The sequence below is a fragment of the Pseudomonas matsuisoli genome (assembly GCF_014647635.1).
GTDB lineage: Bacteria > Pseudomonadota > Gammaproteobacteria > Pseudomonadales > Pseudomonadaceae > Pseudomonas_P > Pseudomonas_P matsuisoli.
Genome location: NZ_BMPO01000006.1, coordinates 286,775 through 313,053, shown reverse-complemented (window position 1 = coordinate 313,053; position 26,279 = coordinate 286,775). Strand labels below are relative to the sequence as shown.

The window sequence follows — 26,279 nt, the reverse complement described above, 5'->3', positions numbered from 1 at the left end:
GAGCGCAGCGCAATCTACACAACAAGCTCGAGGCTTAAGGGCGGGTGCGGCTTGCGGTCCTCCCCCGATGATCAGTCGGGGACTATCGCCTCTTTGGAGACGGGAGTCGACATACAAGGGCGGGTGTTAACTTGCGCGGAATCAACGCATGACTATGGTTTCTCAACGTGGCGAAGGTCCGGTGGCGCTGGTTCGCGCGTGCGACGTAAGCCAGCGTTTCCGCTGTCTGTGCTAGGCTTGCCGCCCTTTTTTGACGACAGCGGAGCAGTACCATGTCCGACATCGAACTTTCCACGGACGAATCTCGGGTCAGCTATGGCATCGGCCGGCAATTAGGCGACCAGCTACGGGAAAATCCCCCGCCTGGAATCGATCTGGATGCGGTGATCGTTGGGATTCGTGATGCCTTCGGTGGAGCCGCCAGCCGCGTCGAAACTGAGGCGCTGAACGAATCGTTCCGGGTCATACGCGAGCGCATGCATGCCGAAGCGCAGGCCAAGGCGGAAGCGGTTGCGGGTGAAGGGCGCGCCTATCTGGAGCGCAATTCAGGACGAGAAGGTGTAACGGTGTTGCCGTCAGGCCTGCAGTATGAAGTCATCACGCAAGGCGCTGGCGAAAAGCCCTCGCGTGACAGCCAAGTGCGGACCCATTACCACGGCACATTGATCGACGGCACGGTGTTCGATAGCTCCTACGAGCGCGGCCAGCCGGCTGAGTTTCCCGTGGGCGGTGTGATTCCAGGTTGGGTCGAAGCGCTCCAGCTGATGGGGGTTGGGAGCAAATGGCGCCTGCATGTGCCGAGTGAGCTGGCGTATGCGGGCCAGGCCGTTGGCAACATTCCGCCTCACAGCGTTCTGGTGTTCGACGTCGAGCTTCTTGAAATCCTTTGATCCCCAGGCATGGCCGCTAGGTGCCCACCAGCGGCCATGCAGCGCCTGCGGCCTGGCTTGAACTCGGTAATCAAGCGTGCGTCGCTTCTGCGCTGGGACGTAGCGCCCGTGCGTAGCAGAACAGGAAAAGGTCGCGGACCATTTCCTTGAGCACGGGCGGCTCTGCCGAAGACAAGCTCGGTAAGTCCAGCTCGCCAAGCTCTCGCAGTTCTTCCAGAGCGTCGCCTTCCAGCTCGGCGCATACCTTCCCGGTCTCCCGGTGCAGGATGCGTAGATAGGGGTGGGGGCGTTCCAACCATGCATCGATCAAATAGGTCATGGCCTTGTTCTCCTCAATAATCGCTTTGAGTGAGAATAATTCTTATTATTAAAATGGCAAGGCATAATTTGCGCATGCCCGATGTGCGGCGTTTTGTCCCGGTGATATACGGGCGGTGCAGTCTGTTGGGGCGGCCATCCGCTTTAGTCGCCTATTGTGCAGGTGGTAGGGAGCCGGACGACCGAAGCGGTGGTTGCCCGTCGTCGCAGTAGCTTCGATCGCTCGATATCAGTGCGTGCGCGCGACGGCGAATTGGCTGAGTTCGATGAGCGCGTTGCGGTATTCGCTGTCGGGCAGGTCGCTGAGGCAGGCGATGGCGCGTTCGGCGTAATCGCGTGCAAGCGATGCGGTGTAGTCCAGCGCGCCGGCGGATTCGACCGCCTCGCGAATACTTTCCAGATCGTCGATGCCGCCTTTCTGGATCGCTCGGCGAACCAGCGCGGATTGGGCCTCACTGCCTTCGCGCATGGTGTAGATCAACGGCAGTGTCGGTTTGCCTTCGGCAAGATCATCGCCCACATTCTTGCCCAGCGTATCGGCATCACCCCGGTAATCGAGCAAGTCGTCGACGAGCTGGAAGGCGACGCCCAGGTGATCACCAAAGGCCCGCAACGCTTCACGTAGCTCGGGCGAGGCTTTTGCGAGAGACGCCGCGCTGTGCGTGGAGGCTTCGAACAGCATTGCTGTCTTGCCGCGGATAACTTCCATGTAGGTTTCTTCGGTCGTGCTGGCATCGCGAATCTTCGATAGTTGCAGCACTTCGCCCTCGGCGATGACGCGTGTGGCTTTGGACAGAATGCGCATCACGGCCATCGAGTCCAGCTCGACCATCATCTCGAAGGAGCGCGAATAGAGGAAATCACCCACTAGCACGCTGGGCGCGTTGCCCCACAGGGCGTTCGCCGTGGAGCGGCCGCGCCGCATGCCCGACATGTCGACGACGTCGTCATGGAGCAGGGTGGCGGTATGCAGGAATTCGATCGTGGCGGCCAGCAGGCGCAGGTCTTCTTTCTCGTGACCGAGCGCGCGTCCGCAAAGAAGAACCAATAAAGGGCGCAAGCGTTTGCCGCCAGCGGAGATGATGTAGTCACCGATCTTCTCGACCAGTGGCACATGAGATGTCAGCTGTTGCTTGATAATGCCGTCGACGGCGGCGAAATCATCCGCCACCACGCTGTAAAAGGCCTGGGGTTGCGTCAACGGGGTCACTCCTCATCGGTTGCGCGGCATGCTATGGGGCGGGTCTAGGGCTGTCAAGGCAAGCACCGGCGCAGCTTGCGTGCCGGAGGCGTCTTGCGTACAATCGCGCACCCTGAACTTCCCTGGGCATTTCCCTGCCTTACGCAATTGCCTGAGCGTCTCTTCCTGCGCCGGGCAGCCATGCCAGCCAACACTCTTCCTATAAAGCGCTGGGTGAGCAGGATCAACGGAGATAATCCATGTACGCAGTAATCGTTACCGGTGGCAAGCAATACAAAGTTGCCGAAGGTGAATTCCTCAAGGTCGAGAAGCTGGAAGTCGCCACTGGCGAATCCATCACGTTTGACCGTGTTCTGCTGGTCGCTAATGGTGATGACGTCACCATCGGTGCTCCGGTGGTCGATGGTGCCAAGGTTGTTGCCGAAGTCGTTTCGCAAGGTCGTCACGACAAGGTCAGCATCATCAAATTCCGCCGTCGTAAGCACCACATGAAGCGTCAGGGCCACCGTCAGTGGTTCACCGAAATCAAGATCACCGGCATTCAAGCCTGATCATCTTTTAGGAGGCTATGACACATGGCACACAAAAAAGCTGGCGGTTCCACCCGCAACGGTCGCGACTCAGAAAGTAAACGCCTCGGCGTGAAGCTGTTCGGCGGCCAGGTCATCAAGGCCGGTAACATCATCGTTCGTCAGCGTGGCACTCAGTTCCACCCTGGCTACGGCGTTGGCATCGGCAAGGACCACACTCTGTTTGCAAAGACAGACGGCGTGGTTAAGTTCGAAGTCAAGGGCGCGTTCGGTCGTCGCTACGTTAGCGTAGTCACTGCTTAATCGCAGTCCTGTCGAAAAAGCCCTGTCTTCTGGCAGGGCTTTTTTGTTTTCGCTGTCCATGGCGGGCTCGCTCGCAGGGTTGAGATGGCGATACCTTATTGTGATTGCGGCGCCTTCGGGTGCTGTCTTGTCTGCGTGATCGGTGTTGGCGGCATGCGGCCGTGACCTGCGATCCTGTGTTTTACCTGTTTACTCGGCCCGCCTTGGGGCGGGAGGCGCTAAATGAAATTCGTCGATGAAGTATCGATATTCGTAAAGGCCGGCGACGGCGGCAATGGGTTGATGAGCTTTCGGCGCGAAAAGTTCATCGAGAAGGGTGGTCCAAATGGCGGTGATGGTGGCGACGGCGGCTCGGTATTCATCGAGGCCGACGAGAACCTGAACACGCTGGTGGACTACCGCTATACCCGTCGTTTTGACGCGCAGCGTGGCGAGAACGGTGGAAGCAAGGATTGCACGGGCCGCAAGGGTGAGGATCTGGTGCTGCCGGTGCCGGTAGGTACGACCATCATCGATGCCAATACCCAAGAGATCATCGGTGACCTGACCAAAGCTGGGCAGCGTCTGATGGTTGCGCAGGGCGGCTGGCACGGTTTGGGTAATACGCGCTTCAAATCCAGTACCAATCGTGCACCTCGTCAGACAACGCCTGGTAAGCCGGGGGAGTCCCGTGATCTGAAGTTGGAGCTGAAGGTTCTGGCGGACGTTGGTCTTCTGGGGTTGCCGAATGCCGGTAAGAGCACCTTCATCCGGTCGGTGTCGGCGGCCAAGCCCAAGGTGGCGGATTACCCGTTTACCACGTTGGTGCCTAACCTGGGTGTCGTCAGTATCGGGCGCTACAAAAGCTTCGTGGTGGCGGATATTCCGGGCTTGATCGAGGGTGCTTCCGATGGCGCGGGGCTGGGCATTCGCTTCCTCAAGCACTTGGCGCGTACGCGTCTGCTGTTGCATCTCGTGGATATTGCGCCGCTGGATGAAAGTGATCCCGCTGATGCGGCTGAGGCCATCATTCGTGAGCTCGAGCGGTTCAGTCCGGCGCTGGCCGAGCGCGACCGCTGGCTAGTGCTCAACAAAGCAGATCAGTTGCTGGATGACGAGCGTGAAGCGCGTCTGCAGGCAATGATCGAGCGTTTGCAGTGGGAGGGTCCGGTTCACGTCATCTCCGCGCTCGAGCGCGAGGGGACCGAGGCGTTGAGTCAGGACATCATGCGCTACCTTGACGAGCGTACGCTGCGCATCGCTGAGGAGCCCGAATACGCGGAAGCGGTGGCGGAGCTCGATCAGCGTATCGAGGATGAAGCGCGTGCACGCCTGCAGGCGTTGGATGATCGCCGGGCGTTGCGTCGCTCGGGGCTGAAAAGTGTCGACGATGTCTCGGATGACGACTTCGATGACGATGACTTCGATGATGAAGACGGTCCTGAAATCATCTACGTGCGGGACTGATCGTATTCGGCGATAAGTGCCGATTGACTTTGTGCAGGGTGGAAGCATGCGGGACAAGGTTACGAGTGCGCGTCGCTGGGTGGTGAAAATCGGTAGTGCCTTGCTGACCGCCGATGGGCGAGGGCTGGATCGCTCGGCGATGGCTGTCTGGGTCGAACAGATGGTCGGTCTGCGTGAGGCGGGAATCGAGTTGGTGCTGGTGTCCTCCGGCGCGGTCGCCGCGGGTATGAGTCAGCTGGGTTGGTCCGAGCGCCCGAAGGCCATGCATGAATTGCAGGCGGCGGCCGCTGTTGGTCAGATGGGGCTAATCCGGGCGTGGGAGTCCAGCTTTGGGGAAAGAGGGCGCCAGACTGCGCAGATCCTGCTTACGCATGACGATTTGTCCGACCGCAAGCGCTACCTGAATGCCCGTAGCACGTTGCGCGCCCTTGTGGATCTGGGTGTCGTGCCAGTCATCAACGAGAACGATACTGTTGTTACTGACGAAATTCGTTTTGGTGACAACGACACGCTCGCGGCGCTCGTGGCGAACCTGGTGGAGGCGGACCTGCTGGTCATTCTCACCGATCGCGACGGTATGTTCGATGCCGATCCGCGTGCAAACCCCGATGCGCAGTTGATCAGTGAGGCGCGTGCCGACGATGCGGCGCTTGATGCGGTTGCGGGTGGCGCGGGCGGTGCGCTGGGTCGGGGTGGCATGCAGACGAAGCTGCGCGCGGCTCGCCTGGCGGCGCGTTCTGGTGCTTACACCGTCATTGTGGGTGGTCGTATCGAGCAAGTGCTGGCGCGCTTGCAGGCGGGAGAGGTGCTTGGCACCTTGCTGACGCCTGAGCGTGAGATGCTCGCTGCGCGCAAGCAATGGCTGGCTGGGCATCTGCAGACGCGCGGCACGCTTGTGCTCGATGCTGGGGCTGTCAAGGCGCTGGTTACGGATGGAAAGAGCCTGTTGCCGGTAGGGGTTCGTGCCGTGCAGGGGTCTTTCCGGCGCGGAGAGATGGTGGTCTGCATCGATGGCGAAGGGCGCGAAGTTGCCCGCGGTCTCGCTAACTACAGTGCGCTGGAGGCCCAGAAGATCGTTGGACGTTCGTCCGATGCGATCGAGCAGCTATTGGGCTATATGGGTGAGCCTGAGTTGGTGCATCGCGATAATTTGGTCTTGGTGTAGCGGGCTTGGTGGCGCATCGTTTTGTGGTGCCTGGCGACTAAAGTGGATCGTCCTCCCCCACCGGTCGCCCCTGCAAGATCTATGAGTTCTTCAAGATGAAGCCATCGCCGAGCGCGCTGTAGGGGCGACTTTAGTCGCGAAGGCGGCCGGAGGTCGCCCTTTCCTCGTTCGCGTCGTATTCATTTAATTCCAGGCTTCCTCCATCGCAACCGCTCTCTTGATAATCGTCTCGAGGCCGCTGTTGCTGTTTGCGATCAAGGCTGGTCGCTGCTTCGGCGACTAAAGTCGCCCCTACAGTAGCTTGCGCTGGGTAGTGAGTTCGGTAGTGCGCCTAGGCGACCGGGCGTCCGTCCGCTTCAGCCGGCTCATGCTTTAGGGCATGAATTTCAGGCACAAAAAAACCAGCCCGAAGGCTGGTTTTTTCTAGAACTTGCTTGCTTACGCAGCAGCCTGACCGAGGGCCTTGATGTGGCCATTCAGGCGGCTCTTGTGGCGAGCAGCTTTGTTCTTGTGGATGATGCCCTTGTCCGCCATGCGGTCGATGACCGGGACGGCGGCAGTGTAGGCTGCCTGAGCTTTTTCCAGGTCCTTGGCGTCAATCGCCTTGACCACATTCTTGATATAGGTACGGACCATGGAGCGCAGGCTGGCGTTGTGGCTACGACGCTTCTCAGCCTGTTTAGCGCGCTTTTTGGCAGAAGGTGTATTTGCCACCGTCAAGCTCCTCGAAATGGGATACGAACAAATAAGGCCGCGAATCTTGCCGTCGTGGCTGGTGCTTGTCAAGCAGCGTATTTAGTGGGCGACTAAAGGTTCCTGTCGTCGCGGCGGATGATTTCTTTTGTGTCCGGCTCTACACTCGGCGGCTTCGTTCAGAATGTGGCTGTATCGGTTTCGATGCGGGCGCAGATACGCAGGTGTGCACGGTTCATGAATCTTCTCCGGTCGCTGGCTGCTGTCAGTTCGATGACCATGCTGTCCAGGGTCCTGGGCTTCGTACGCGACACGATCATCGCTCGGGTATTTGGCGCGGGCATCGCAACCGATGCATTCGTCGTGGCTTTCAAGCTACCGAACTTGCTGCGGCGGATTTTCGCGGAGGGTGCTTTCTCACAAGCCTTCGTGCCGATTCTGGCGGAGTACAAAAACCAGCAGGGCGAAGAGGCGACGCGCACGTTCGTAGCCTATATCGCAGGGTTGCTTACGCTGGCATTGGCGCTGGTGACATTGCTAGGCGTCATCGCTGCGCCGTTCATCGTTTGGGCGACCGCCCCTGGTTTTGCCGCCAATCCGGAAAAGTTCGAGCTGACTTCGGGCCTCTTGCGTGTCACGTTCCCCTACATATTCCTGATTTCGCTGTCCTCGTTCGCCAGCGCTATTCTCAACACCTGGAACCGATTCAGCATCCCGGCCTTCGCGCCCACCTTGCTCAATGTGAGCATGATCGTCTTCGCGCTGTTTTTGACCCCTTATTTCGATCCGCCTGTGATGGTCCTGGGGTGGGGCGTGCTCGCAGGAGGCGTCCTGCAGCTGGTGTATCAGCTTCCGTATCTGAAGAAGATCGGGATGTTGGTGCTGCCTCGCCTTAATCTGCGCGATACCGGTGTCTGGCGCGTACTCAAGCAAATGTTGCCGGCGATCCTCGGGGTCTCGGTCGCGCAGATTTCGCTCATCATCAATACGGTTTTCGCGTCGTTTCTTGCGGCAGGTTCAGTCTCATGGATGTACTACGCCGACCGCTTGATGGAGTTGCCTTCCGGCGTGCTGGGAGTGGCGCTGGGGACGATCCTGCTGCCGTCGCTTTCGAAGACCTACGCCAGCAAGGATCGTGGCGAGTACTCGCGCCTGCTCGACTGGGGGTTGCGTCTCTGTCTGTTGTTGGTCGTGCCGTGCATGGTTGGTCTGGCGTTGCTCGCAGAGCCTTTGACCGCGGCGTTGTTTCAATACGGCAAGTTCACCGCGCACGATGCCTTGATGACGCAGCGCGCGCTCATTGCCTATGCCGTGGGGCTACTCGGCATCATTCTGATCAAGGTGCTTGCGCCTGGTTTTTACGCGCACCAGAACATTCGGACGCCCGTGCGTATCGCCTTGCTGACGCTGGTCGCTACGCAACTGATGAACCTCGTATTCATCGGTCCGCTGCAGCACGTTGGGCTGGCCTTGTCGATCAGCCTTGCCGCGTGCCTTAACGCAGGCTTGCTGTTCTGGAAGCTCCGCCAGCAGAAGATGTTCGAGCCGCAGGCAGGATGGGCAGCCTTTGCGGTAAAAATCGGCATTGCGGTGGTCCTGATGGCGGGTGTGCTTCTAGCGCTTCTGTGGCTCATGCCTGCTTGGGGCGAGGGGTTGATGGTGGAACGTCTGTTGCGCTTGATGCTGGTCGTCGGTGCGGGGGCCGGAACGTATTTTGCCGCGCTTGCCTTGCTGGGATTTCGCCCGCGTCATTTCTCCCGCCGCGCAGTCGCTTGACACCGGCTCCGCTCGACCGCGTGTTCGGGGTTTGGCCTGTCGCCAGCTGCCCTGTGTGCGTATAATCGACCACTTTGTGAACAAGATGCGCACTATGCAGCTGGTTCGAGGGCTTCAAAACCTACGTCCCCTCCCTGAAGGGTGCGTAGCCACCATCGGGAATTTCGACGGCGTTCACCGTGGGCACCAGGCAATTCTTAAACGCCTGCGCGAGCGTGCGGCCGAATTGCGTGTGCCGAGCTGTGTCGTGATCTTCGAGCCTCAACCTCGTGAGTATTTCGATCCCCAGGGGGCGCCTGCGCGTCTAACCCGGCTGCGTGACAAGCTTGAGCTGTTCAATGCCGAGGGTGTCGACATAGTGTTGTGCCTGGCCTTCAATCGCCGCTTGCGCGAGCTCAGTGCGGCTGCCTTCGTCCAAGCTGTGTTGATCGAGGGGCTGAAGATCCAGCATCTCGAAGTCGGCGACGACTTTCGTTTCGGCTGCGATCGGATGGGCGATTTCGACTTTCTGCGCAGCGCCGGTGAGGCGTTCGGCTTTAGCGTCGAGGCCGCGACTACCATCGAACTCGATGGTGTGCGGGTCAGCAGTACCCGCATACGCAAAGCGCTCATACAAGGCGATTTCGCCTTGGCTCAACGCTTGTTGGGGCGCACTTACGGCATCACCGGGCGTGTGCTCCATGGGCAGAAGCTGGCCCGCCAGCTGGGAACGCCAACGGCCAATGTGCAGCTCAAGCGCTGCAAGGCGCCCATGGCTGGAGTGTACCTTGTGAGTGCGCGGATCGAAGGCGGCGAACCGCTGCATGGCCTTGCCAACATTGGCGTGAGGCCAACGGTTCAGGGTGATGGGCGGCCGCATCTCGAGGTACACCTGCTGGATTTTTCAGGCGATCTCTACAATCGCCGAATGAGTGTGTTGTTTCATCAAAAGCTGCGCGACGAGCAGCGCTTCGCCTCTTTGGAGGCGTTGAAGACAGCGATCGATTCCGATGTCGCTGCCGCCCGGGCCTACTGGCTCGGCCAACCGCTTCACTAACGAGCCTGAATGAAGATGACCGACTACAAAGCGACCCTCAATCTGCCGGAAACGGCATTCCCGATGAAGGCCGGCCTGCCTAACCGCGAGCCGGAAACGCTGCAGCGCTGGAACAGTATTGACCTGTACGGCAAGTTGCGTGCGATCGGAGAGGGGCGCCCGAAATTCATTCTTCACGATGGCCCGCCCTATGCGAATGGCGCGATTCATATCGGTCATGCGCTGAACAAGATTCTCAAGGACATGATCACGCGTTCGCGAACCCTGTCGGGGTACGACGCACCCTATGTCCCGGGTTGGGATTGCCACGGCCTGCCGATCGAGCACAAGGTCGAAACCACGCATGGCAAGAACCTGCCCGCCGACAAAGTGCGCGAGCTGTGCCGTGCCTATGCTAGCGAGCAGATCGAACTGCAAAAGGTGGACTTCATCCGCTTGGGCGTGCTCGGCGACTGGAGCAACCCTTACAAGACCATGAATTTCGCCAACGAGGCCGGTGAGATCCGCGCGCTGGCGGAGATGGTCAAAGAAGGCTTCGTCTTCAAAGGCCTGAAGCCCGTCAACTGGTGCTTCGATTGTGGCTCTGCGCTGGCGGAAGCCGAGGTCGAGTATCAGGACAAACAATCCAACGCCATCGACGTAGCCTTCCCGGCCGCCGATCCGCAAAAGCTCGCCACGGCGTTTGGTTTGGCGTCGCTGTCCAAGCCGGCCGCCGTTGCGATCTGGACGACTACGCCTTGGACCATTCCTGCGAACCAGGCGCTAAACGTCCATCCAGAATTTGAATATGCACTGGTCGATACCGGCGAGCGCCTGCTGCTGATCGCCAGCGAGCTGGTCGAGTCCTGCCTGCAGCGTTACGGTCTTCAGGGCGACGTCATTGCAACCACGACCGGCGCCGCGCTGGAACTGATGGAATTCAACCATCCGTTTTACGAGCGCATTTCGCCAATGTACCTGGCGGATTATGTGGAGCTGGGTGCAGGTACTGGGATCGTCCACTCGGCGCCGGCTTACGGTGAGGATGACTTCTACAGCTGCAAGCGCTATGGCATGAGCAACGATGACATTCTCACGCCGGTGCAAAGCAACGGTGTATATGCCGAATCCTTGCCGTTCTTTGGGGGCCAGTTCATCTGGAAGGCCGGGCCTGCCATCGTCGAAAAGCTCGATGAAGTCGGTTGTTTGCTGGCCAGTGAAAAGATCACCCACAGCTACATGCATTGCTGGCGCCACAAGACGCCACTGATCTATCGCGCCACTGCGCAGTGGTTCGTCGGGATGGACAAGACGCCGGTCGAGGGCGCCACGCTTCGCGAGCGTGCGCTCGAAGGTGTCGAGCAGACTCAATTCGTCCCTGCGTGGGGGAAGGCGCGTTTGCACAATATGATCGCGGGGCGCCCGGATTGGTGTATCTCGCGCCAACGTAACTGGGGTGTGCCGATCCCGTTCTTCCTGCACAAGGAAAGCGGTGAACTGCATCCGCGTACCGTGGAGCTGATGGAGACCGTCGCCCGGCGCGTTGAGCAAGAGGGCATCGAAGCCTGGTTCAAGCTCGATGCCGCAGAACTCCTGGGCGATGAGGCTACGGAGTACGACAAGATCAGCGACACGTTGGACGTCTGGTTCGATTCCGGTACCACGCACTGGCATGTACTGCGTGGTTCGCACTCCTTCGGGCACTCCCAAGGACCGCGGGCGGACCTCTACCTGGAAGGCTCCGACCAGCATCGCGGCTGGTTCCACTCATCGCTGCTGACCGGTTGTGCCATCGATGGTCATGCGCCCTACAAGGCGCTGCTCACCCATGGTTTCACCGTGGACGAGAACGGCCGCAAGATGTCCAAATCGCTGGGTAACACCATCGCGCCGCAGAAGGTGAACGACACCTTGGGCGCGGACATCCTGCGTCTGTGGGTAGCGTCTACGGACTATTCCGGCGAGATGGCCGTCTCCGATCAGATCCTGCAGCGCAGTGCGGACGCCTATCGTCGCATTCGCAACACCGCGCGCTTCCTGCTCTCGAACCTGACCGGCTTCGACCCCGCGCAGCATGCGATCCCCGCCGAGCAGATGCTGGATCTGGATCGCTGGGCTGTGGATCGCGCGCTGCTGTTGCAGCGTGAAATCGAGCAGGCGTACGAGGAGTACCGCTTCTGGGTCGTCTACCAGAAGGTCCACAATTTCTGCGTACAGGAACTCGGCGGTTTCTATCTCGACATCATCAAGGACCGTCAATACACGACAGCGGCGGATAGCGTTGCACGTCGCTCATGCCAGACCGCGATGTTCCATATCGCCGAGGCGCTGGTACGCTGGATTGCGCCGATCCTGGCGTTCACCGCGGATGAGATCTGGCAGTACCTGCCAGGTGAGCGCAATGAAGCCGTAATGCTGAACACATGGTACGAGGGGTTGACCGAGCTGCCGGCGAACGTCGAGCTGGGCCGCGACTTCTGGGAACAGGTGATGGCGGTGAAATCTGCCGTCAACAAGGAGCTGGAAGCTCAGCGCGCCGCCAAGGCCATCGGCGGCAACCTGCAGGCAGAGATCACGCTGTATGCCGATGAGTCCTTGCAGGGGACGCTGACCCGTCTGGGCGATGAACTGCGCTTCGTGCTGATTTCCTCGAAAGCCTCCGTACAGCCCTTGGCGGCAGCACCGGAAGGTGCCGTGGCCAGCGAGCTGGCGGGTCTCAAGTTGAGTGTCGTGAAGTCCGCGCATACGAAGTGCGCGCGCTGCTGGCATCACCGTGAAGACGTTGGCGTCGACCCTGCGCATCCGGAAATCTGTGGCCGTTGCGTGAGCAACGTCTATGGCTCTGGCGAGGAGCGTCATCATGCGTGATTTCTCGCGCTGCGAGGCTGCATGGTGGATTACGGCGCTCGCGCCTAATCCACCCTACGGGCTTGTCGTAGGGTGGGATCCCCGCCGGGGCTTCCACCAGGTGGTTGCTGCGGAGTCCTGCGTATGACTTCGCGTTTCGGCAAGCTGCCCTGGATCTGGCTCAGTGTCGTAGTCTTCGTGCTCGACCAGATCACCAAATTCTATTTCGAAGGAACCTTGTCGCTGTACCAGCAGATCGTGGTGATCCCGGACCTGTTCAGTTGGACGCTTGCCTACAACACGGGCGCCGCGTTCAGCTTTCTCGCCAATGAGTCGGGCTGGCAGCGTTGGTTGTTCGCACTGATCGCAACAGGCGTCAGCATCGTTCTGGTCGTTTGGCTCAAGCGGCTCAAGGCGGATGAGACCTGGCTAGCCGTTGGCCTTGCGCTGATCCTGGGCGGTGCGCTGGGCAACCTTCTCGATCGTATGCTGCTGGGGCACGTGGTCGACTTCATCCTGGTGCACTGGCAGAACCGCTGGTATTTCCCTGCTTTCAATCTCGCAGACAGCGCGATAACCGTCGGCGCGATCATGCTGGCGCTGGACATGTTCAAGAGCAAGAAACCCGAGGAGGCCGCCCATGAGTGAACAACGCATCGGCCCTGACAAGCAGGTGACCCTGCATTTCGCGCTCAAGCTCGACAACGGCGATGTCGTTGACAGTACGTTCGACAAGAAACCTGCGACGTTCAAGGTCGGTGACGGCAGCCTGTTGCCGGGTTTCGAACAAGCGATCTATGGGTTGAAAGCGGGGGACAAGCGCACGTTAAGCGTTGAGCCGGAGCAGGGCTTCGGTCAGCCCAACCCGCAAAACGTCCAGATCATGCCGCGCAATCAGTTCGAAGGTATGGAGCTTTCGGAAGGACTGCTGGTGATTTTCAACGACGCGGCTAATGCCGAATTGCCAGGTATCGTCCGGCACTTCGACGACAACCAGGTCACCATCGATTTCAATCATCCGCTATCGGGCAAGACGTTGAGCTTCGATGTGGAGATCATTGAGGTTCAGTCGATACAGTGAGCGAGCGGGCCTGATCCGTTCTGACGTCGATCGGCCCGCGAACTGTTCGGAACAGTGTTGTCCAAACTATCCACGTGACAGGGGTGCGCCCCGTAACCGTCCAGGTACTTCATGCAGATCAAACTCGCTAACCCCCGCGGCTTCTGTGCCGGTGTCGACCGGGCCATCGAGATCGTCAACCGCGCGCTCGAAGTCTTCGGCCCGCCGATCTACGTCCGTCACGAGGTCGTACACAACAAGTTCGTGGTGGAAGACCTGCGTGCACGCGGCGCAGTGTTCGTCGAGGAACTGGATCAAGTGCCGGATGACACTATCGTCATCTTCAGTGCGCACGGCGTCTCCCAGGCAGTGCGCAAAGAAGCCGATAGCCGTGGACTGAAAGTGTTCGACGCGACCTGTCCACTGGTGACCAAGGTGCATCTAGAAGTGACCCGCTACAGCCGCACAGGCCGCGAATGCATCCTGATCGGCCACGAAGGTCACCCGGAAGTCGAAGGGACCATGGGGCAGTACGACGGCAGCAATGGCGGTGCGATTTATCTGGTTGAAGACGAGGAAGACGTCCGTAACCTGAGCGTCCGTGATCCCGAGAACCTGGCGTTTGTTACTCAGACCACCCTGTCCATGGACGACACCAGTAAGGTCATCGATGCCCTGCGTGCGAAGTTCCCCAGCATTGGAGGCCCGCGCAAGGACGACATCTGCTACGCCACGCAAAACCGCCAAGACGCGGTGAAGCAACTGGCGAGCGAGTCCGATGTGGTGCTCGTGGTCGGCAGCCCTAACAGCTCGAACTCCAACCGTTTGCGCGAATTGGCCGAACGTCTCGATACACCGGCCTATCTCATAGACGGAGCCAGTGATCTCAAGCGCGAGTGGTTCGAAAACGTCGCGCGCATTGGCGTGACCGCGGGTGCCTCCGCGCCGGACATTCTCGTTCGTGAAGTGATTGCCCAGCTCCGGGAGTGGGGCGCATCCGGTGCGGAAGAGCTGGATGGTCGGCCTGAGAACATCGTGTTCTCAGTGCCGAAAGAGTTGCGGGTGAAAGAGGTTTCGTAGGGCTGTTGCCTACGAAGCCTCATATTTCATCAGGTCACCGCCAGCATTCTGCCGCGCCTGCCGAACCGCTGGCGCCGCGCGTGCCGGCGGCGTTCAGTGTAAGGTTTCCGCATTTGGTGTCGTTTGCTTGCGCGCCTTTCGGTGTTGCGGTCAAGGTGTAGCCGTCGGTTCCGCTCACCGTCAGCTGGTACTTTTGCGTCTGCGACATGAACGCACCGTCCCTCTTTTGCAGGCCGAGGCTTTCGAGCTTGCTGCTGTCAGTCACGTAAGTCCTAGTCTGCGCAAAATAGCGTTCTTGCCGCGCGGCCGCGTCGCTCAGCAACGCCATGCCCTCCGTGCGGTTGCCACGCTGTACATAGCTCTGATAGCTCGGATAAGCGATGGACGCCAGAATCCCGATGATCACCACCACGATCATGACTTCGATCAGGGTGAAGCCCTTACTCATTCGCTGGGTTCGCATTCGTTGTCCTCATCGTCGCAGGGAATCAGTTGCCATGTTTGACGACCGTTGGATGTCGGGCCGAAGTTGGCGCGTATATTCTCGCCTGTGCTGAATACGACGTCACCGTTCAGCGTATGACCGCCGGCATAATCCAGCTGATAGCCAGAGCCTACTTCTCCGTCAACACTGTCATCCGAGTCGACGATTCCGTCGCCATTGAAGTCGAACACGTTAAAACTGGTACGGGCACCGGAGGTGGGGTTGAGTCCGTACAACCAGCCGGTTACACCATCTTTGCAAGGGTCGTCGTTAGGCGTAAGCGTAGTGAATATCAGTGCATCTCCTCTCGCCGTCATTGGACTGATCATCATCTCACCAAGCTTGGATGTACTCACCTGCAGGTCCATGCGCCATCCCCAATGCCTGACACTGCTGTCGTTGTCCTGCTGAGCCGTTGTCGTGCCGTCTTTATACCAAACGGGCACATTCTTGCTGAGGAGCCGAACCGGGTTGCTACTTCCACTCGCGGTTGTCGATGTAATGGTTTGTTCGATTAACGAGCTGCGTGTGATACTCGGCGGGTTAGTGCCACCGGTTGCTTCGCCTTTGGTTTTACGGTCCCAGATGGCGTAAATGCTTTGAGCGCGCGTCGTGTCCACTGCAGCATCCTTGTCCTCGAAATATTTACCAGTACCAATGATCACCAGATAGCCGCGCTGAGTGGGGTGTCGTACAAGTGATGGAGGTGCTGTGATTGCCTGTGCGTTGCCGTTCGCGTCAACTGCCTTGAACAGCGGTTTAGCGTTGTATGAAATGCTCACTCCTGTACTCGAGAAAGGCGTATCTGACGCGGTCGTCGAAGCATCGAACAAATCAAAGCGCCACAGATTGCCCTGTAGATCGCCAGCGTAAGCATAGTCAGCGATACCATCGCTATTATTGTCGGCCAGCCGGACGCTGGAGAGACCGTTCGCCTTGGTGGTATCGCCCGTAACTACCAGAGGTTTTTGATCGGGTGTGAGTTGGGCGCCGGTCTTCACATCGAGCACAAACAGTGCTGCCTTGTCAGGTGTACTACCGTTCTGGTTGCCGTAGCCGTTGCCAGTTACGACTGCCCACTTGCCGTTGTTCAGTCGGGCTACTGTGGGGGTTGCGAAGGTATAGCCTAGATCCTCATGGGAGAACTCCCAGAGAAGCTTTACATCGCCTGGGTTGGTAACGTCCAAGGCAAACAGCGAGCGACCGCCTCCCCTTAACGTACCGATTAGCACGGTATGCCACTCATTATCGTAGTACACGTCAGATACCACAGGTGTCCCATCCACGTAGAAGCGATGGCCGCCGGATTTGTAGTTCTGCCCTGTTAGGCGACTCAGGTTCGGAAACACAGCAGTCGGAATGAAGGCGAAGGTTTCATCGCCTGTCTCAGCGTTAAACCCATGCAGCATGCCGTCATTCGCGCCTACATAGACGACTGGCGTACGTGTAGCTACTGTTCTCTGGAACGATGCATAGGTGCCTGCGCTGCCGTCAATACGATCCGCAAGATAGGGCACGTATTGCGCGGCTTTCACCAATACCGGAGTCGAATTTACGATATCGCCGAGCACGGTGCTGCGCGGGCGGAAGTCGGTGCTACCGGTGCCCTCGCGGGTGCGCACGCCTCTGATGTATTCCGTACGCGGTTCGCCCAGAAGATCCGAAGCTTGGCTGGTGCTAAACGGATTAACGTTTAGATAGTCACGTTGAGCTGCGTTTAGATTGCCCCAGGTGAAATTTTGTAATCCAACTGTCCCATCCGTACTGGCCATCTTGACGGTGCGTGCTGCTACTAACTTGCTTTTCGCGCTCCATACAAGAGTTCGGGCACCCGCTGCATTGAGATTGTAGCGCTTGACATCTCCGCTCCAGTCCCCACTAGAGAATTCAGTCTCGTAAATCTCCCTTTGCGTGGAGTCTGTTGTTTGCGATGCTGCGACCGCTGGGCGCGTCGAGGAGGTTGCATAATTCCCGATACGATTAATGATCTGAGCAAATGCATCTACGACTTTATCTGGGCTATCTGCATTGAAGAATTCACCTCGGGAGTTGACTGCAGCGTGCCAGAGGTCGTAGACCTTTCCCTGATCGTTGATTTGCTCGTTGCCTAAGTTGTTTAAAGGCCACCACGTTGCTTTGCCGCTTAAAAGCGCTTCATAACCCGCTCCTGCGTAAGTTTCTCCAGTCCAAGGCACGTTGTTCCTGTCCAGCGCTGCGCTAAGACCAAAACTAACCGTATAGTTCACCATGTGCTGCCAAGTTGCTGGATTATTGCGCGGATTTGAAAAGGGATTAGCTGAAGCGACATTAATTACAGGTTTGACGTTATTAGCAAGGCCTGGCATGAGATCGTTAGCCCAATAGTAAAGGGCAAGATCCGCTAGCGTGTTTGGCACGCCGTCCGCAAAAGGCGCGGCCGGTGAGTACTCGCTATTGTCTCCGCGAGTATGGCTTTTATTGTCGTAGTTTCCAAAACTATTGCTTTCACCTGGTAATTTGTGGCCTGTACCATCTCCGCTCCAGACACCGTCCGTCATTAGCACATGGAAGCTAGGTCGGCAGCTGTAGATTTTTCCTCGGGCTGCTTCGTCCGTGCCGGCGGGATTTTCACGCCAAGCAGCGTCCTTCTTAAGTAGTTCCCCTGCCCGCGACGTGGCCTCGAACAAGGGCGTTCCCCCGCCGAACCGGATGCTTGGAAGCCAGGAAAAGAAGTCGCCTTTGCGAGCGTCAGTAAAAGTGCCAATAAAGTTCGATCCACAAAGAGCACCATCGCGTATCGGTGAGTTACAGCCACTGATAGTTTGCCAAGTTACACGTATGGATTGAGGTAAATCTGTGAATGATAGGTTCGCAGCACTTATTGTTGCTAGCGCGCGATTTCGGTAGAAAGAATACCAGTTAGAAAAGTTCTGCCTTTCATCAGTACCACTCGCTTTATCATCTGCTCTCACCACTCCCGAGGTCGCAGAGACGAATACAAGATCATAGCAATCTTCGTTGGTCGTTCTGCAAGAGGCTAAATTACTCTTGTATCGGTAGTAATAAGCGGGAACCCCTTTCTGCGTTAGATCAATTTCATAACGGCGAGTCCACCAGTTGAAGCTACAGCTAGCGTTTGGGAAGCCGGGTACGTTTGCCTTGCAATCAATGGCATTTCCCGTAACTGAGTACTTTATGCCGGTGCGCGAGTCCTGATAAGTGGTATTTAATGAATTCGGGGAAAGAAGGAAGTCTGACTGGGGGTTTACCGCTAGTCGAGGATTATCATTGCTTTGCCCGTATTGAGTTGGAAGCGCATTTTCGGTTGGATACGCCCACGTCACTTTATAGTCGGTAGAAAGATCCAGCGAGCCTCTGGTGGTATCCGGTAAGAAGCCATTGTTCCAGGCTTTCGTGAAGGTTGTGCTATAGGGCGTTTGAGAAATTTGTCCGTTACTATCGTATTTAACCGGTGTGCGGTAGGTAATGTTTGGGTCGTAATACATCGGATTGAATGCTGCTGATTTTACGCGACGTGTAGTATCTAATGTACGAGCATCATCCGGTACAAACGCCCAGCGCATGCTGCCAGAGTTATCGAGGCTAAGGATAAGATTTGGAGCAACGCTGTCAGATAGAACTAACGGTTTTTGACTGATACTTAACAGCGAGGCCTGCGTTTGTCCGATACCGAAGCAAAAGAAGCTGCTGGCTGCGAAGCTGATGGCTGCAAGGCGCGCTCGCTTAGATTTTACATGCGCTCTAATCATGATTAGTTAAATACCTTGGCCGTAGTGGAGCGCAAACGCGTAGTTTCCCCTTGGGCATTGCGCGACTCGCTGTTAACTTCATATCTAAAAGTACCGATCCCTTGCATCAGGTTCCCGTATTCGGGGTCTTCGGCCTGCCCGTTTGGAATGTCTGCAGGTAGAGGGACTGCATACCAGGTGATATCAATGTTGCTTGGGCCTTCATTGTTGTCGGCACCTCCGTATGCAACCCCTTTTTCGAATACCTGTTTATACTCGGGATCTTGATCTAGCAAACACGGCTTTTTGGGTGCGCAGGTCGTTGTTGCATTCAAGGGCTTGGCCGGCGCCGTAATTGATCGTTCACCTTCGCGAAGTGCGGACTCTGCTGCGTTTAGTAAGCGTTGTTGCTCTAGAAAGTTTCCGGTCATTCGGTATTCAAGTGTTACCTCTCTAGCGCTCGATACTGCCAAGAGGGTAATGATCAACAACATGATCAACGCGATAAAGAGCGCAGCGCCAGATTGTCGTCTTGGAAAATTCCTTCTCACGGCAGCAAGTTCCTTAAGGCAATCATGTTCTGGAATACTTGATACAGCTGGCGCTCGTCGGCTGTTTTGAGTGAAGCCATTTCAGCGGCGTCTGCGTTTGTCAGTGTTTGCCATTCGGCCAACGCATCATCGGCGCCGACGCTTTCTCTTAAATTAGCACCGCTTTCCAGCAAGACTGTGTATCGGACTGCAAGAATAGGTTTATCAGTGGGGTCACCGGTGTAGTTCGTGATGGCGCGGTTATCCGCTGCGGTACCTACGCCGAACTCGTACTTCAGGGCCGTCAGTCCGCTCGTTAGTTCCGCGCTGGATGTGTTCCCCTTTGCGGTACCGTCCTTGTCGGTTCGCCTACTCTCGCACCTGAACGTATCGCCCGCGACGTAGAATCGCTGAACGACGATTTCGCTCGTACTTGTATACGGTTTATCGATTCCGGTTGTATTTGTGACTGCATTACCTAGGCAGTCCAAGTCGTGCTCGGATCTAGGCTGGTAGCGCAGACATATTCCTGCTTCCGCATTTTGTTTATTGGAATTTGTCGCGCTGTAGTCTTTAGCCGTTATCAAAGTCGTGCCAGGAGCAAAGTCGCACTCACCAACATTGGATGCGGGGAACGCGCCTTCGAAAGCTTCGTCGGGTCGGCGTCGATAACCGGTTTTTGCCAGTTCCTGTTGCAGTATTAAAAGCGCATATCGTGCAGTTTCTGAATTTTGTGACTGGCTCTGCTGGAATACATAGCTGCGCTTATTGTCGATGTAGAGCTGAGTCACGCCAAGGATCAAAAAACTGCTTATTGCTAACGCGACCAGCAGTTCAACCAGCGATAGTCCACGTTGATGAACGTTGTTCATGGCTGTCCTTAAAGCTGGGTTCTAAGGGTGTAGGAGCATACGGTGGCATCGCCGCCCTGAACTTCGCATTCGCCCGCGCGGACTCGCCAGGCAATACGAATCTCGATCGCATCACCATCGTTGGTGCAATTACCACGGGTCTTGGAACGGCATACGTGGTATTCGCTTTTCATTAGCTCTGAATCGCCAGGAAGGACTTGAGCGGCCTTCGCCGCCCAACAGCCCAGTTGGTCTTCAGTGTCGTCTGGCAACGGTGTGCATTTGTCAGGTTTGGCCGGGAAATCGGCGTTCGCGCCCTTTAGAAAGCCGGAAGTACCAGGCAGGCCTTCGGGACGTGCACGCATCATTTCTACGAGTTCAATGGCTAACCCTGCCGCAACGTTGCGCTGCACGGCATCTTGGGTGTACTGAATCGTACGGCCCTGCAAGGCCATCATTCCCAGGACACCGATGCAGATCAGGACCATGGTGATGAGCACTTCAATCATGCTGAAGCCGGTCTGTTCTCGTTTTAGTCCTGTGATCATGGTTCGCAACTGCTCATTGGTTGTTCATCGGCAGTCTGCCCGCGCTTGGAGCTGCGTACCAAGCCGCTCGATTGGACTGTCAGTGTGTAGCCATTGGCAAAGTCTTCGTCGTGGCAGAGAACGATGGTCTGTTCCGGTGCACTGCCGTTGTGGCGGAAGACAAGGCTATCGTCCGAGGTCGCGACTTGTACGCCAGCAGCTACTTCCATGGTTCGTAGCGTGTTGTCCTGATCGCATTGGTTACCAGGGCTCACGAACCACACGGTGCTGTCGTCTAGACACACTGTTGCTGCTGCGCGACGTGTCAACGCAGATTCGCGACTGAACTGCAGCAGGGCCGTGAGCTCCGAAGCTGCCGACTGCGTCCGGTTGCCACTGACCAGTTGCGAAAAACTAGGTAAGGCGACGGCGGTCACTACCCCGAGAAGGACGACGATGATCATCAGTTCCACAAGCGTGAACCCCGATGTGCTGCGTCTGTTAAGCATGCATTCAGATCCCAATTTCTCTTGGGACGAATGATCCTCGCTGGACTTTCGAATGTCTCGACGTGGGGGATGGCCGGCATATGCCCGCGCATGACCGGTCTGTTCGCTTGTCGCTCGGTGAACTAGGTCTCACAGTACCGGTTTGACGGTGCGTCGGGAGCGCGCGTTTCAATTCTGGTCCTGCCTTGCCGATTGATTATCAGGTGCCAGTTTTCAAGTGTCGGCATTGCGGGACAGAACACGAAGCGGCCATTGCTGAGGGAGGTCGTTCCGTTCGCTTGATAGCGAATTACTTTGCGCACGCCGTGCCATGAAAGTTGGCCTGGACTGATCATTCGGTGTGTGTGGATTGTTTCCTTATTCACACGCACGAGCCAGCCAAAAGACCATGCTCCATCGCATGCTTCGCCATCGCTAGATCCGCAAAGCTCTACGGTGCGCCCACTCGTAACAGCGGTTGAACGTGCGTTTGCGAGACTAGCCATGAGCTCGTTTCTTATCGCGTCCCTGGCGTTCCTGGCCTGTAACTCTCCCAGTGCGGGAAGCGCAAAGCTCACGAGAACTGCAATGAGCGAAACGATAATCGCCAGTTCAACCAGCGTGAACGCGCGCTGCGATTGATAGTTCATGGGCATCTCCTTTGCACCTATCATGTGCGGCCTTCCTGGCCGGCTTTCTTTTCTATGCCAGGCATTTTTTATGTCAACGAAGCGCCCCTGGCTTTGTGACCTGTTACCGAGGAGTGTTTGGTGTTTGCGGACGTGATCGTGGTGGGCGGAGGGGTGATCGGCATGTTGTCAGCCCTGCGGCTGGCTGAGGCAGGCATGCGGGTTTGTGTGTTGGATCGTGCTGATTTCGGTCGTGAGGCGTCCTGGGCCGGGGGCGGGATCGTTTCACCGTTGTATCCGTGGCGCCACGGCTCGGCGGTCAAGGCGTTGGCTGAATGGTCGCAGGGCATTTACCCGACGCTAGGCTCAACGCTGGCGGCGGAAACGGGTATCGATCCAGAGGTCTATCAGACTGGGTTGTATTGGCTGGATATGCACGATGAGGCGGATGCGCTGGAGTGGGCGCAGCAGGAGCGCGCGCCGGTGCAATCGGTGCCGATCGAAACGGTGTATCGCGCCGTCGGAGGACTGGGGAAGGGCTTCTCGCGTGCGATGTACCGGGCAGATATCGCCAACGTTCGAAATCCGCGTTTGGTCCAAGCGTTGCTGGCGTCGCTTACTGCGAACCCGCTCGTGACCTTGCTACCGAACCAGGCCGTAGCTGACTTGATCCAGGAGGGATCCCGCGTCATTGGCGTCAGGACGGCGGCGGGTAATTTGCACGCGGATCAGGTAGTCATCGCGTCCGGCGCCTGGAGCGCCAGCTTGCTGAGCGCTCTCCACTTGCAGCTTCCTGTGTCGCCGGTCAAAGGGCAGATGATTCTCTATAAATGCGATGCGGAGTTCTTGCCGACGATGGTGTTGGCGCGGAGTCGTTATGCCATTCCACGGTGTGACGGCCATGTCTTGGTCGGCAGTACCTTGGAACACGCCGGATTCGACAAAACGCCGACTGGCGACGCATTGGCAAGCTTGGAAGCGTCCGCGCTCGAGCTGCTGCCCGGGCTTGCGAACTTTCCGCGTGTAGGGCATTGGGCGGGACTGCGGCCTGGCGCGCCTGAGGGAATTCCGTTCATTGGGGCAGTCGAGGGGCACGAGGGGTTATGGCTCAATTGTGGCCATTATCGCAACGGGCTGGTGCTTGCGCCGGCTTCCTGTCAGTTGCTTACTGATTTGATGGTGGGGCGCGAGGCGATCATCGATCCGGCGCCATATCGGCCTACGGTGGAGCGCATGCGGCCGGGAGTGATTGATTGATGTGTAGTGTTTGATGGTGAGTGGCCAAGGTGGGTAGCGAATGTTGTCCCGAGTGAGGTGGCTTAACGCGACTAAAGTCGCCCCTACAGAAAGACGAGCGCCGACCGGATGTTCGTTGCGCGATAGCGAGTGTCGTGAGCGTTAAAAGAAGCACAGGGCCGGCACGATGGGGTCGTGCCGGATTGTGCTGATCAATCGATACCCAGCTTCTTCAGGCGGTAACGCATGGAGCGGAATGATAAGCCGAGCCGTTCAGCCGCCGCTGTCCGGTTCCAGCGCGTTTCTTCCAGGGCCTGGACGATCAGTTTGCGCTCGAGCTCTTCGAGGTAGTCTTCGAGGTTGTCGATGTGAGCGAGACCGACTTCACCGTTTTGCTCCGAGGGCCGGGCCTCGGCCAGGCGAAGATCGTTGGCGCAGATGACATCGTTCTCGCACAGGGTGTAGGCGCGCTCAAGCATGTTTTCCAGCTCGCGAACGTTGCCTGGAAAGCGGTAGTTCTTCAGCTTTTCTTGTGCGCCTGCATCTAGCGTGGCGGGGTTGCTGCCGTTATCGGCCAGGCGTTGCAGCATCTTTTCCGCTAACAACAGAATGTCCTCGCGGCGCTCACGCAGGGGGGGCACACGTAGTTCGATAACGTTGAGGCGGTAGTACAAATCTTGGCGGAAACGCCCTGCAGCGACTTCGGCGGCAAGGTCTTTGTGCGTGGCGCAGAGGATGCGGACATCAACCGCGATTTCTTGCTGGCCGCCGACGGCGCGTACGGCTTTTTCCTGGATGGCGCGTAGCAGTTTCACCTGCATTGCAAGAGGAAGGTCGGCGACCTCGTCGAGGAAGAGCGTGCCGCCGTTCGCCGCCTGGAACAGGCCCTGTTTATCTTCCATCGCGCCGGTGAAACTGCCTTTGCGGTGGCCGAAGAACTCACTTTCCATCAATTCAGAGGGAATGGCGCCGCAGTTGACGGGAACGAAAGGATGGTCGATGCGAGGGCCTTGCTCATGGATAAGGCGCGCCACGAGCTCTTTACCACTACCGGATTCACCGCTGATGTAGACGGGCGCCTGGCTGCGCGACAGCTTGGTGATCTGCTTACGCAGCGTCTCCATCGGTGGCGACTTTCCCAACAGGCGCGCGTCGACTTGTGTCGCACCCTCTGCATTGGCTTTCAAGCGCAAAGCCGTCGCGACGAGTTCGCGAAGCCGCGGCAATTCGACGGGTTTGGTTACGAAATCGAAAGCGCCGGCTTTGAGCGCATTGACGGCGGTATCCATGCTGCCATAGGCGGTAATCATGGCCACTGGCGTCAATGGATAGCGTTGCTGAATGAATTGGACCAGATCCATGCCGCTGCCATCGGGTAGGCGCATGTCCGTCAAGCAAAGATCGAAGGATTCTCGCCCGAGGCAATCACGCGCTTCCTTGAGGTTGCGTGCGCTGCGGGTGTCCAATTTCATCCTTCCGAGGGTGATTTCCAGTAGTTCGCGGATATCGGGCTCATCGTCGACGATTAACGCCCGCTGTCGGGAGGCACTCATTAGTTATTCAGTTTCCGTCTGCTTTTGTGGATGAGCGAATGTAATGCGGAAGCAAGTGCCTCCTTCTTCGCGAGGTTGATGATCGAGGCGCGCCTGGTTGCTCTCACATAGTTCGCGCGAGATGTACAACCCTAGACCATTGCCCTGGCTTTCGGTGGTAAAAAATGGCTCGAAAAGATTTTGCAGCTGTTGCGACGAAACGCCAGGACCGTCGTCGATAACATCCAGAACAGGAAGCTCGCTCTTCACATTTCTATAGAGCCTCAGCCACACCTGGGCTGTTCCATTCTTTTGTTCGCTGTACCGTAAGCCATTCTGAACCAAATTGTTGATGACCTGCGTTAACTGGTTCGCGTCCATGCGGGTGAGTAGGCTAGAACCTTCTGTCTGGATATGCAGCGTTTGATCGGATTTTGCGGTTTCCCGAAATTCCGCCGCGTACCGGTGAAGCCAGTATTTGAGGTCGATTAGTTGGGGAAGCGACTTGCGGCGTCGGGACAACTGAAGGATGTCCTCGATGATGTGATTCATCCGCCGCGAGTGCTGCTGAATGATCTGAGTCAGGCGACGGTCTGCATCATCCAGTTCTTCGGATTCCTGCAGGAGCTGCGCAGCATGGCTGATGGCACCCAGTGGGTTGCGGATCTCATGCGCAATGCTTGCAGTCAAACGCCCAAGGGAGGCGAGCTTCATCTGCTGAGCTTGCTGCGTGACGCGTGAGGCGTCTTCGAGAAAAACCAGGATCTGATCCGCGCCACTGCGTTGCAATGCAATGAAAGCGGGCTGCAATGTGAGCCCTGATGCTGGCGCACTGAGGCTGCTTTGTCGCAAAGCGGGGTTTTGCTTCCAGCGATCGATCTGCGGTACCAGCTCAGGGAACAGTTGATCGACGTTCTTACCTTCCAAGCGCTCTTCACCCAACGCAATGCGGGCATGTTGGTTAGCCAAGAGAATATCCAGTTCGTCGTCGAGCACCATGATGCCTGTGCGCATACGTTCGATGATCAGCGCATTCAGCGCTTGCAGGTCGGCCAGATCCTCGCCGCGGCGTTCTGCCAACTCCTCCGTTACGCGCAAGCGCCGAGTCATGACCTGAACGAGGATCGCAAGCGAAAAGCCCAGCGCGCCTAGCGAGCCTGCCTGAAGGTAGAACGTCGAGCGATCAGGAAAGGCAAAGCCGAGATAGATGGTGATATAAAGCATACCGATAGCGGCTATGGCGGCCAGTATCAGTCCGAAACGAAGTCGCAAGAGAGAATTGGCGATAGCCACGGCGATGACGATGAAGTTGCCGATCCCACTGGCGGCGCCGCTGGCGGCATAGAACATCACCAACAGCATGCTGATATCGAAGAGCGCCACGGCGAAGATCTGGGCGCGCTTGTGCGGTTTGCGAATGACGAACGCAAGCACCAGGTTGATCGCCAGATAGCTCCAGCTGACGTACTGATACGTCGTCTCCTGGGACAGGTCCAGCAGGTTTCGATTCAGTTCCGTCGCCGTCAGTACGACCAGCGCGAGCCCAACGGTGAGCCGATAGAGATGGTAAAGCCGTAGAACGCGGAGTGCCCGGTGCTCGCGTGATTCGGTATCGATGGATTCAGTGATCACCCGTAGACCCGGTCTTCGGCAGATGGGTATGGCTGCAATACCATTTCTGGTCCTGCAGAAGCGCTTGCTGCTGCGGGACGTGCACACCGCAGGTCGCACAGCGCACCATCGGCGCGGGCTCTTCCGGGCGTACGTTGGTTTCGTTTGTTCGCGCAGTTGCGCGTTTCTTGCGGCGCCAGTACCAGACAACAAGGGCAATGACGGCGATCCAGAATAGCAGGCGTAGCATGGCGGACTCATCCAGTGCAGATGCCGCAGTGTAGCCAAGGTTAATAGCGCTTCACAGCGACATCACGGTAGTCGATGGCGTCGTCTTGT

General features: G+C 57.6%; 24 protein-coding genes and 1 pseudogene. 12 read left to right on the top strand and 13 right to left on the bottom strand.

Going from position 1 to position 26,279, the window contains the following annotated elements; genetic code table 11:
• Positions 1–272: 272 nt before the first annotated feature.
• On the top strand, positions 273–890 hold the full coding sequence (gene bamJ / locus IEY47_RS14750; RefSeq protein ID WP_188984018.1) for a BamJ family beta-barrel-assembly machinery protein: 618 nt from the start codon (positions 273–275) through the stop codon (positions 888–890).
• A gap of 70 nt (positions 891–960) precedes the next feature.
• On the opposite strand, the gene IEY47_RS14745 is transcribed toward bamJ, so the two are convergent.
• Together IEY47_RS14745 and IEY47_RS14740 are read right to left on the bottom strand one after the other, a co-directional pair.
• Entirely contained in the window at positions 961–1,209 is a 249-nt protein-coding gene (locus IEY47_RS14745) for a PA4570 family protein (RefSeq protein ID WP_188984017.1), read from the bottom strand.
• Between the two features lie 228 nt (positions 1,210–1,437).
• Complete coding sequence (locus IEY47_RS14740; protein ID WP_188984016.1) at positions 1,438–2,409, bottom strand: polyprenyl synthetase family protein; 972 nt, start codon at positions 2,407–2,409, stop codon at positions 1,438–1,440.
• A 239-nt stretch (positions 2,410–2,648) separates the two neighbouring features.
• Between IEY47_RS14740 and rplU the strand changes: the two genes are divergently transcribed.
• The 4 genes from rplU (at position 2,649) to proB (ending at position 5,853) form a co-directional block, all read left to right on the top strand.
• Positions 2,649–2,960, top strand: coding sequence for a 50S ribosomal protein L21 (rplU, locus tag IEY47_RS14735; RefSeq protein WP_188984015.1), 312 nt, complete (start codon positions 2,649–2,651; stop codon positions 2,958–2,960).
• A gap of 24 nt (positions 2,961–2,984) precedes the next feature.
• Entirely contained in the window at positions 2,985–3,242 is a 258-nt protein-coding gene (rpmA, locus tag IEY47_RS14730; RefSeq protein WP_188984014.1) for a 50S ribosomal protein L27, read from the top strand.
• A gap of 222 nt (positions 3,243–3,464) precedes the next feature.
• A complete protein-coding gene (gene cgtA, locus IEY47_RS14725) occupies positions 3,465–4,688 on the top strand; it encodes an Obg family GTPase CgtA (RefSeq protein WP_188984013.1) in 1,224 nt (407 codons plus the stop codon).
• A 46-nt stretch (positions 4,689–4,734) separates the two neighbouring features.
• Entirely contained in the window at positions 4,735–5,853 is a 1,119-nt protein-coding gene (proB, locus tag IEY47_RS14720) for a glutamate 5-kinase (RefSeq protein WP_188984012.1), read from the top strand.
• A gap of 438 nt (positions 5,854–6,291) precedes the next feature.
• On the opposite strand, the gene rpsT is transcribed toward proB, so the two are convergent.
• The gene (rpsT, locus tag IEY47_RS14715; RefSeq protein ID WP_188984011.1) at positions 6,292–6,567 is read right to left on the bottom strand and encodes a 30S ribosomal protein S20; all 276 of its coding nucleotides are present in this window, start codon (positions 6,565–6,567) and stop codon (positions 6,292–6,294) included.
• A gap of 216 nt (positions 6,568–6,783) precedes the next feature.
• Here rpsT and murJ point away from each other — a divergent pair, with 216 nt between their 5' ends.
• The 6 genes from murJ (at position 6,784) to ispH (ending at position 14,324) form a co-directional block, all read left to right on the top strand.
• On the top strand, positions 6,784–8,322 hold the full coding sequence (murJ, locus tag IEY47_RS14710) for a murein biosynthesis integral membrane protein MurJ (RefSeq protein WP_188984010.1): 1,539 nt from the start codon (positions 6,784–6,786) through the stop codon (positions 8,320–8,322).
• Positions 8,323–8,416: 94 nt separating this feature from the next.
• Positions 8,417–9,358 (top strand): bifunctional riboflavin kinase/FAD synthetase, encoded by a 942-nt coding sequence (gene ribF / locus IEY47_RS14705; RefSeq protein WP_188984009.1) that lies wholly within the window; start codon positions 8,417–8,419, stop codon positions 9,356–9,358.
• 15 nt (positions 9,359–9,373) lie between these two features.
• Positions 9,374–12,205 (top strand): isoleucine--tRNA ligase, encoded by a 2,832-nt coding sequence (ileS, locus tag IEY47_RS14700; RefSeq protein ID WP_188984028.1) that lies wholly within the window; start codon positions 9,374–9,376, stop codon positions 12,203–12,205.
• Between the two features lie 123 nt (positions 12,206–12,328).
• The gene (gene lspA / locus IEY47_RS14695) at positions 12,329–12,832 is read left to right on the top strand and encodes a signal peptidase II (protein WP_188984008.1); all 504 of its coding nucleotides are present in this window, start codon (positions 12,329–12,331) and stop codon (positions 12,830–12,832) included.
• On the top strand, positions 12,825–13,265 hold the full coding sequence (gene fkpB / locus IEY47_RS14690) for an FKBP-type peptidyl-prolyl cis-trans isomerase (protein WP_188984007.1): 441 nt from the start codon (positions 12,825–12,827) through the stop codon (positions 13,263–13,265). The genes lspA and fkpB overlap by 8 nt, the downstream gene beginning before the upstream one ends.
• A 111-nt stretch (positions 13,266–13,376) precedes the next feature.
• Positions 13,377–14,324, top strand: a complete 948-nt coding sequence (ispH, locus tag IEY47_RS14685) for a 4-hydroxy-3-methylbut-2-enyl diphosphate reductase (RefSeq protein WP_188984006.1) — start codon at positions 13,377–13,379, stop codon at positions 14,322–14,324.
• 34 nt (positions 14,325–14,358) lie between these two features.
• On the opposite strand, the gene IEY47_RS14680 is transcribed toward ispH, so the two are convergent.
• The 7 genes and pseudogenes from IEY47_RS14680 to IEY47_RS14650 form a co-directional block, all read right to left on the bottom strand.
• Positions 14,359–14,772: a type IV pilin protein gene (locus IEY47_RS14680; protein WP_373293599.1), complete on the bottom strand. Its 414-nt coding sequence runs from the start codon at positions 14,770–14,772 to the stop codon at positions 14,359–14,361.
• A 539-nt stretch (positions 14,773–15,311) separates the two neighbouring features.
• Positions 15,312–16,580, bottom strand: a pseudogene (locus IEY47_RS20825) (pilus assembly protein); the annotation flags it as partial.
• Positions 16,581–18,559: 1,979 nt separating this feature from the next.
• A complete protein-coding gene (locus IEY47_RS14670) occupies positions 18,560–19,087 on the bottom strand; it encodes a pilus assembly PilX family protein (RefSeq protein WP_188984004.1) in 528 nt (175 codons plus the stop codon).
• Entirely contained in the window at positions 19,084–19,938 is an 855-nt protein-coding gene (locus tag IEY47_RS14665) for a PilW family protein (protein WP_188984003.1), read from the bottom strand. Before IEY47_RS14665 ends, IEY47_RS14670 begins: the two co-directional genes overlap by 4 nt.
• A gap of 8 nt (positions 19,939–19,946) precedes the next feature.
• The gene (gene pilV, locus IEY47_RS14660; RefSeq protein ID WP_188984002.1) at positions 19,947–20,465 is read right to left on the bottom strand and encodes a type IV pilus modification protein PilV; all 519 of its coding nucleotides are present in this window, start codon (positions 20,463–20,465) and stop codon (positions 19,947–19,949) included.
• A complete protein-coding gene (locus tag IEY47_RS14655; protein WP_188984001.1) occupies positions 20,462–20,953 on the bottom strand; it encodes a GspH/FimT family pseudopilin in 492 nt (163 codons plus the stop codon). Before IEY47_RS14655 ends, pilV begins: the two co-directional genes overlap by 4 nt.
• A gap of 122 nt (positions 20,954–21,075) precedes the next feature.
• Entirely contained in the window at positions 21,076–21,582 is a 507-nt protein-coding gene (locus tag IEY47_RS14650) for a GspH/FimT family pseudopilin (protein ID WP_188984000.1), read from the bottom strand.
• A 120-nt stretch (positions 21,583–21,702) separates the two neighbouring features.
• On the opposite strand from IEY47_RS14650, the gene IEY47_RS14645 reads away from it, so the two are divergent.
• A complete protein-coding gene (locus tag IEY47_RS14645) occupies positions 21,703–22,818 on the top strand; it encodes an NAD(P)/FAD-dependent oxidoreductase (protein ID WP_188983999.1) in 1,116 nt (371 codons plus the stop codon).
• A 191-nt stretch (positions 22,819–23,009) separates the two neighbouring features.
• Here IEY47_RS14645 and IEY47_RS14640 read toward each other — a convergent pair whose 3' ends face one another.
• From IEY47_RS14640 to IEY47_RS20545, 3 genes are read right to left on the bottom strand one after another with little or no spacing between them, the layout of a single operon-like run.
• The gene (locus tag IEY47_RS14640; protein WP_188983998.1) at positions 23,010–24,350 is read right to left on the bottom strand and encodes a sigma-54-dependent transcriptional regulator; all 1,341 of its coding nucleotides are present in this window, start codon (positions 24,348–24,350) and stop codon (positions 23,010–23,012) included.
• Between the two features lie 3 nt (positions 24,351–24,353).
• Entirely contained in the window at positions 24,354–25,961 is a 1,608-nt protein-coding gene (locus IEY47_RS14635) for a sensor histidine kinase (RefSeq protein ID WP_229779446.1), read from the bottom strand.
• Positions 25,951–26,190, bottom strand: coding sequence for a PP0621 family protein (locus IEY47_RS20545; RefSeq protein ID WP_229779445.1), 240 nt, complete (start codon positions 26,188–26,190; stop codon positions 25,951–25,953). The genes IEY47_RS14635 and IEY47_RS20545 overlap by 11 nt, the downstream gene beginning before the upstream one ends.
• Between the last annotated feature and the right edge of the window lie 89 nt (positions 26,191–26,279).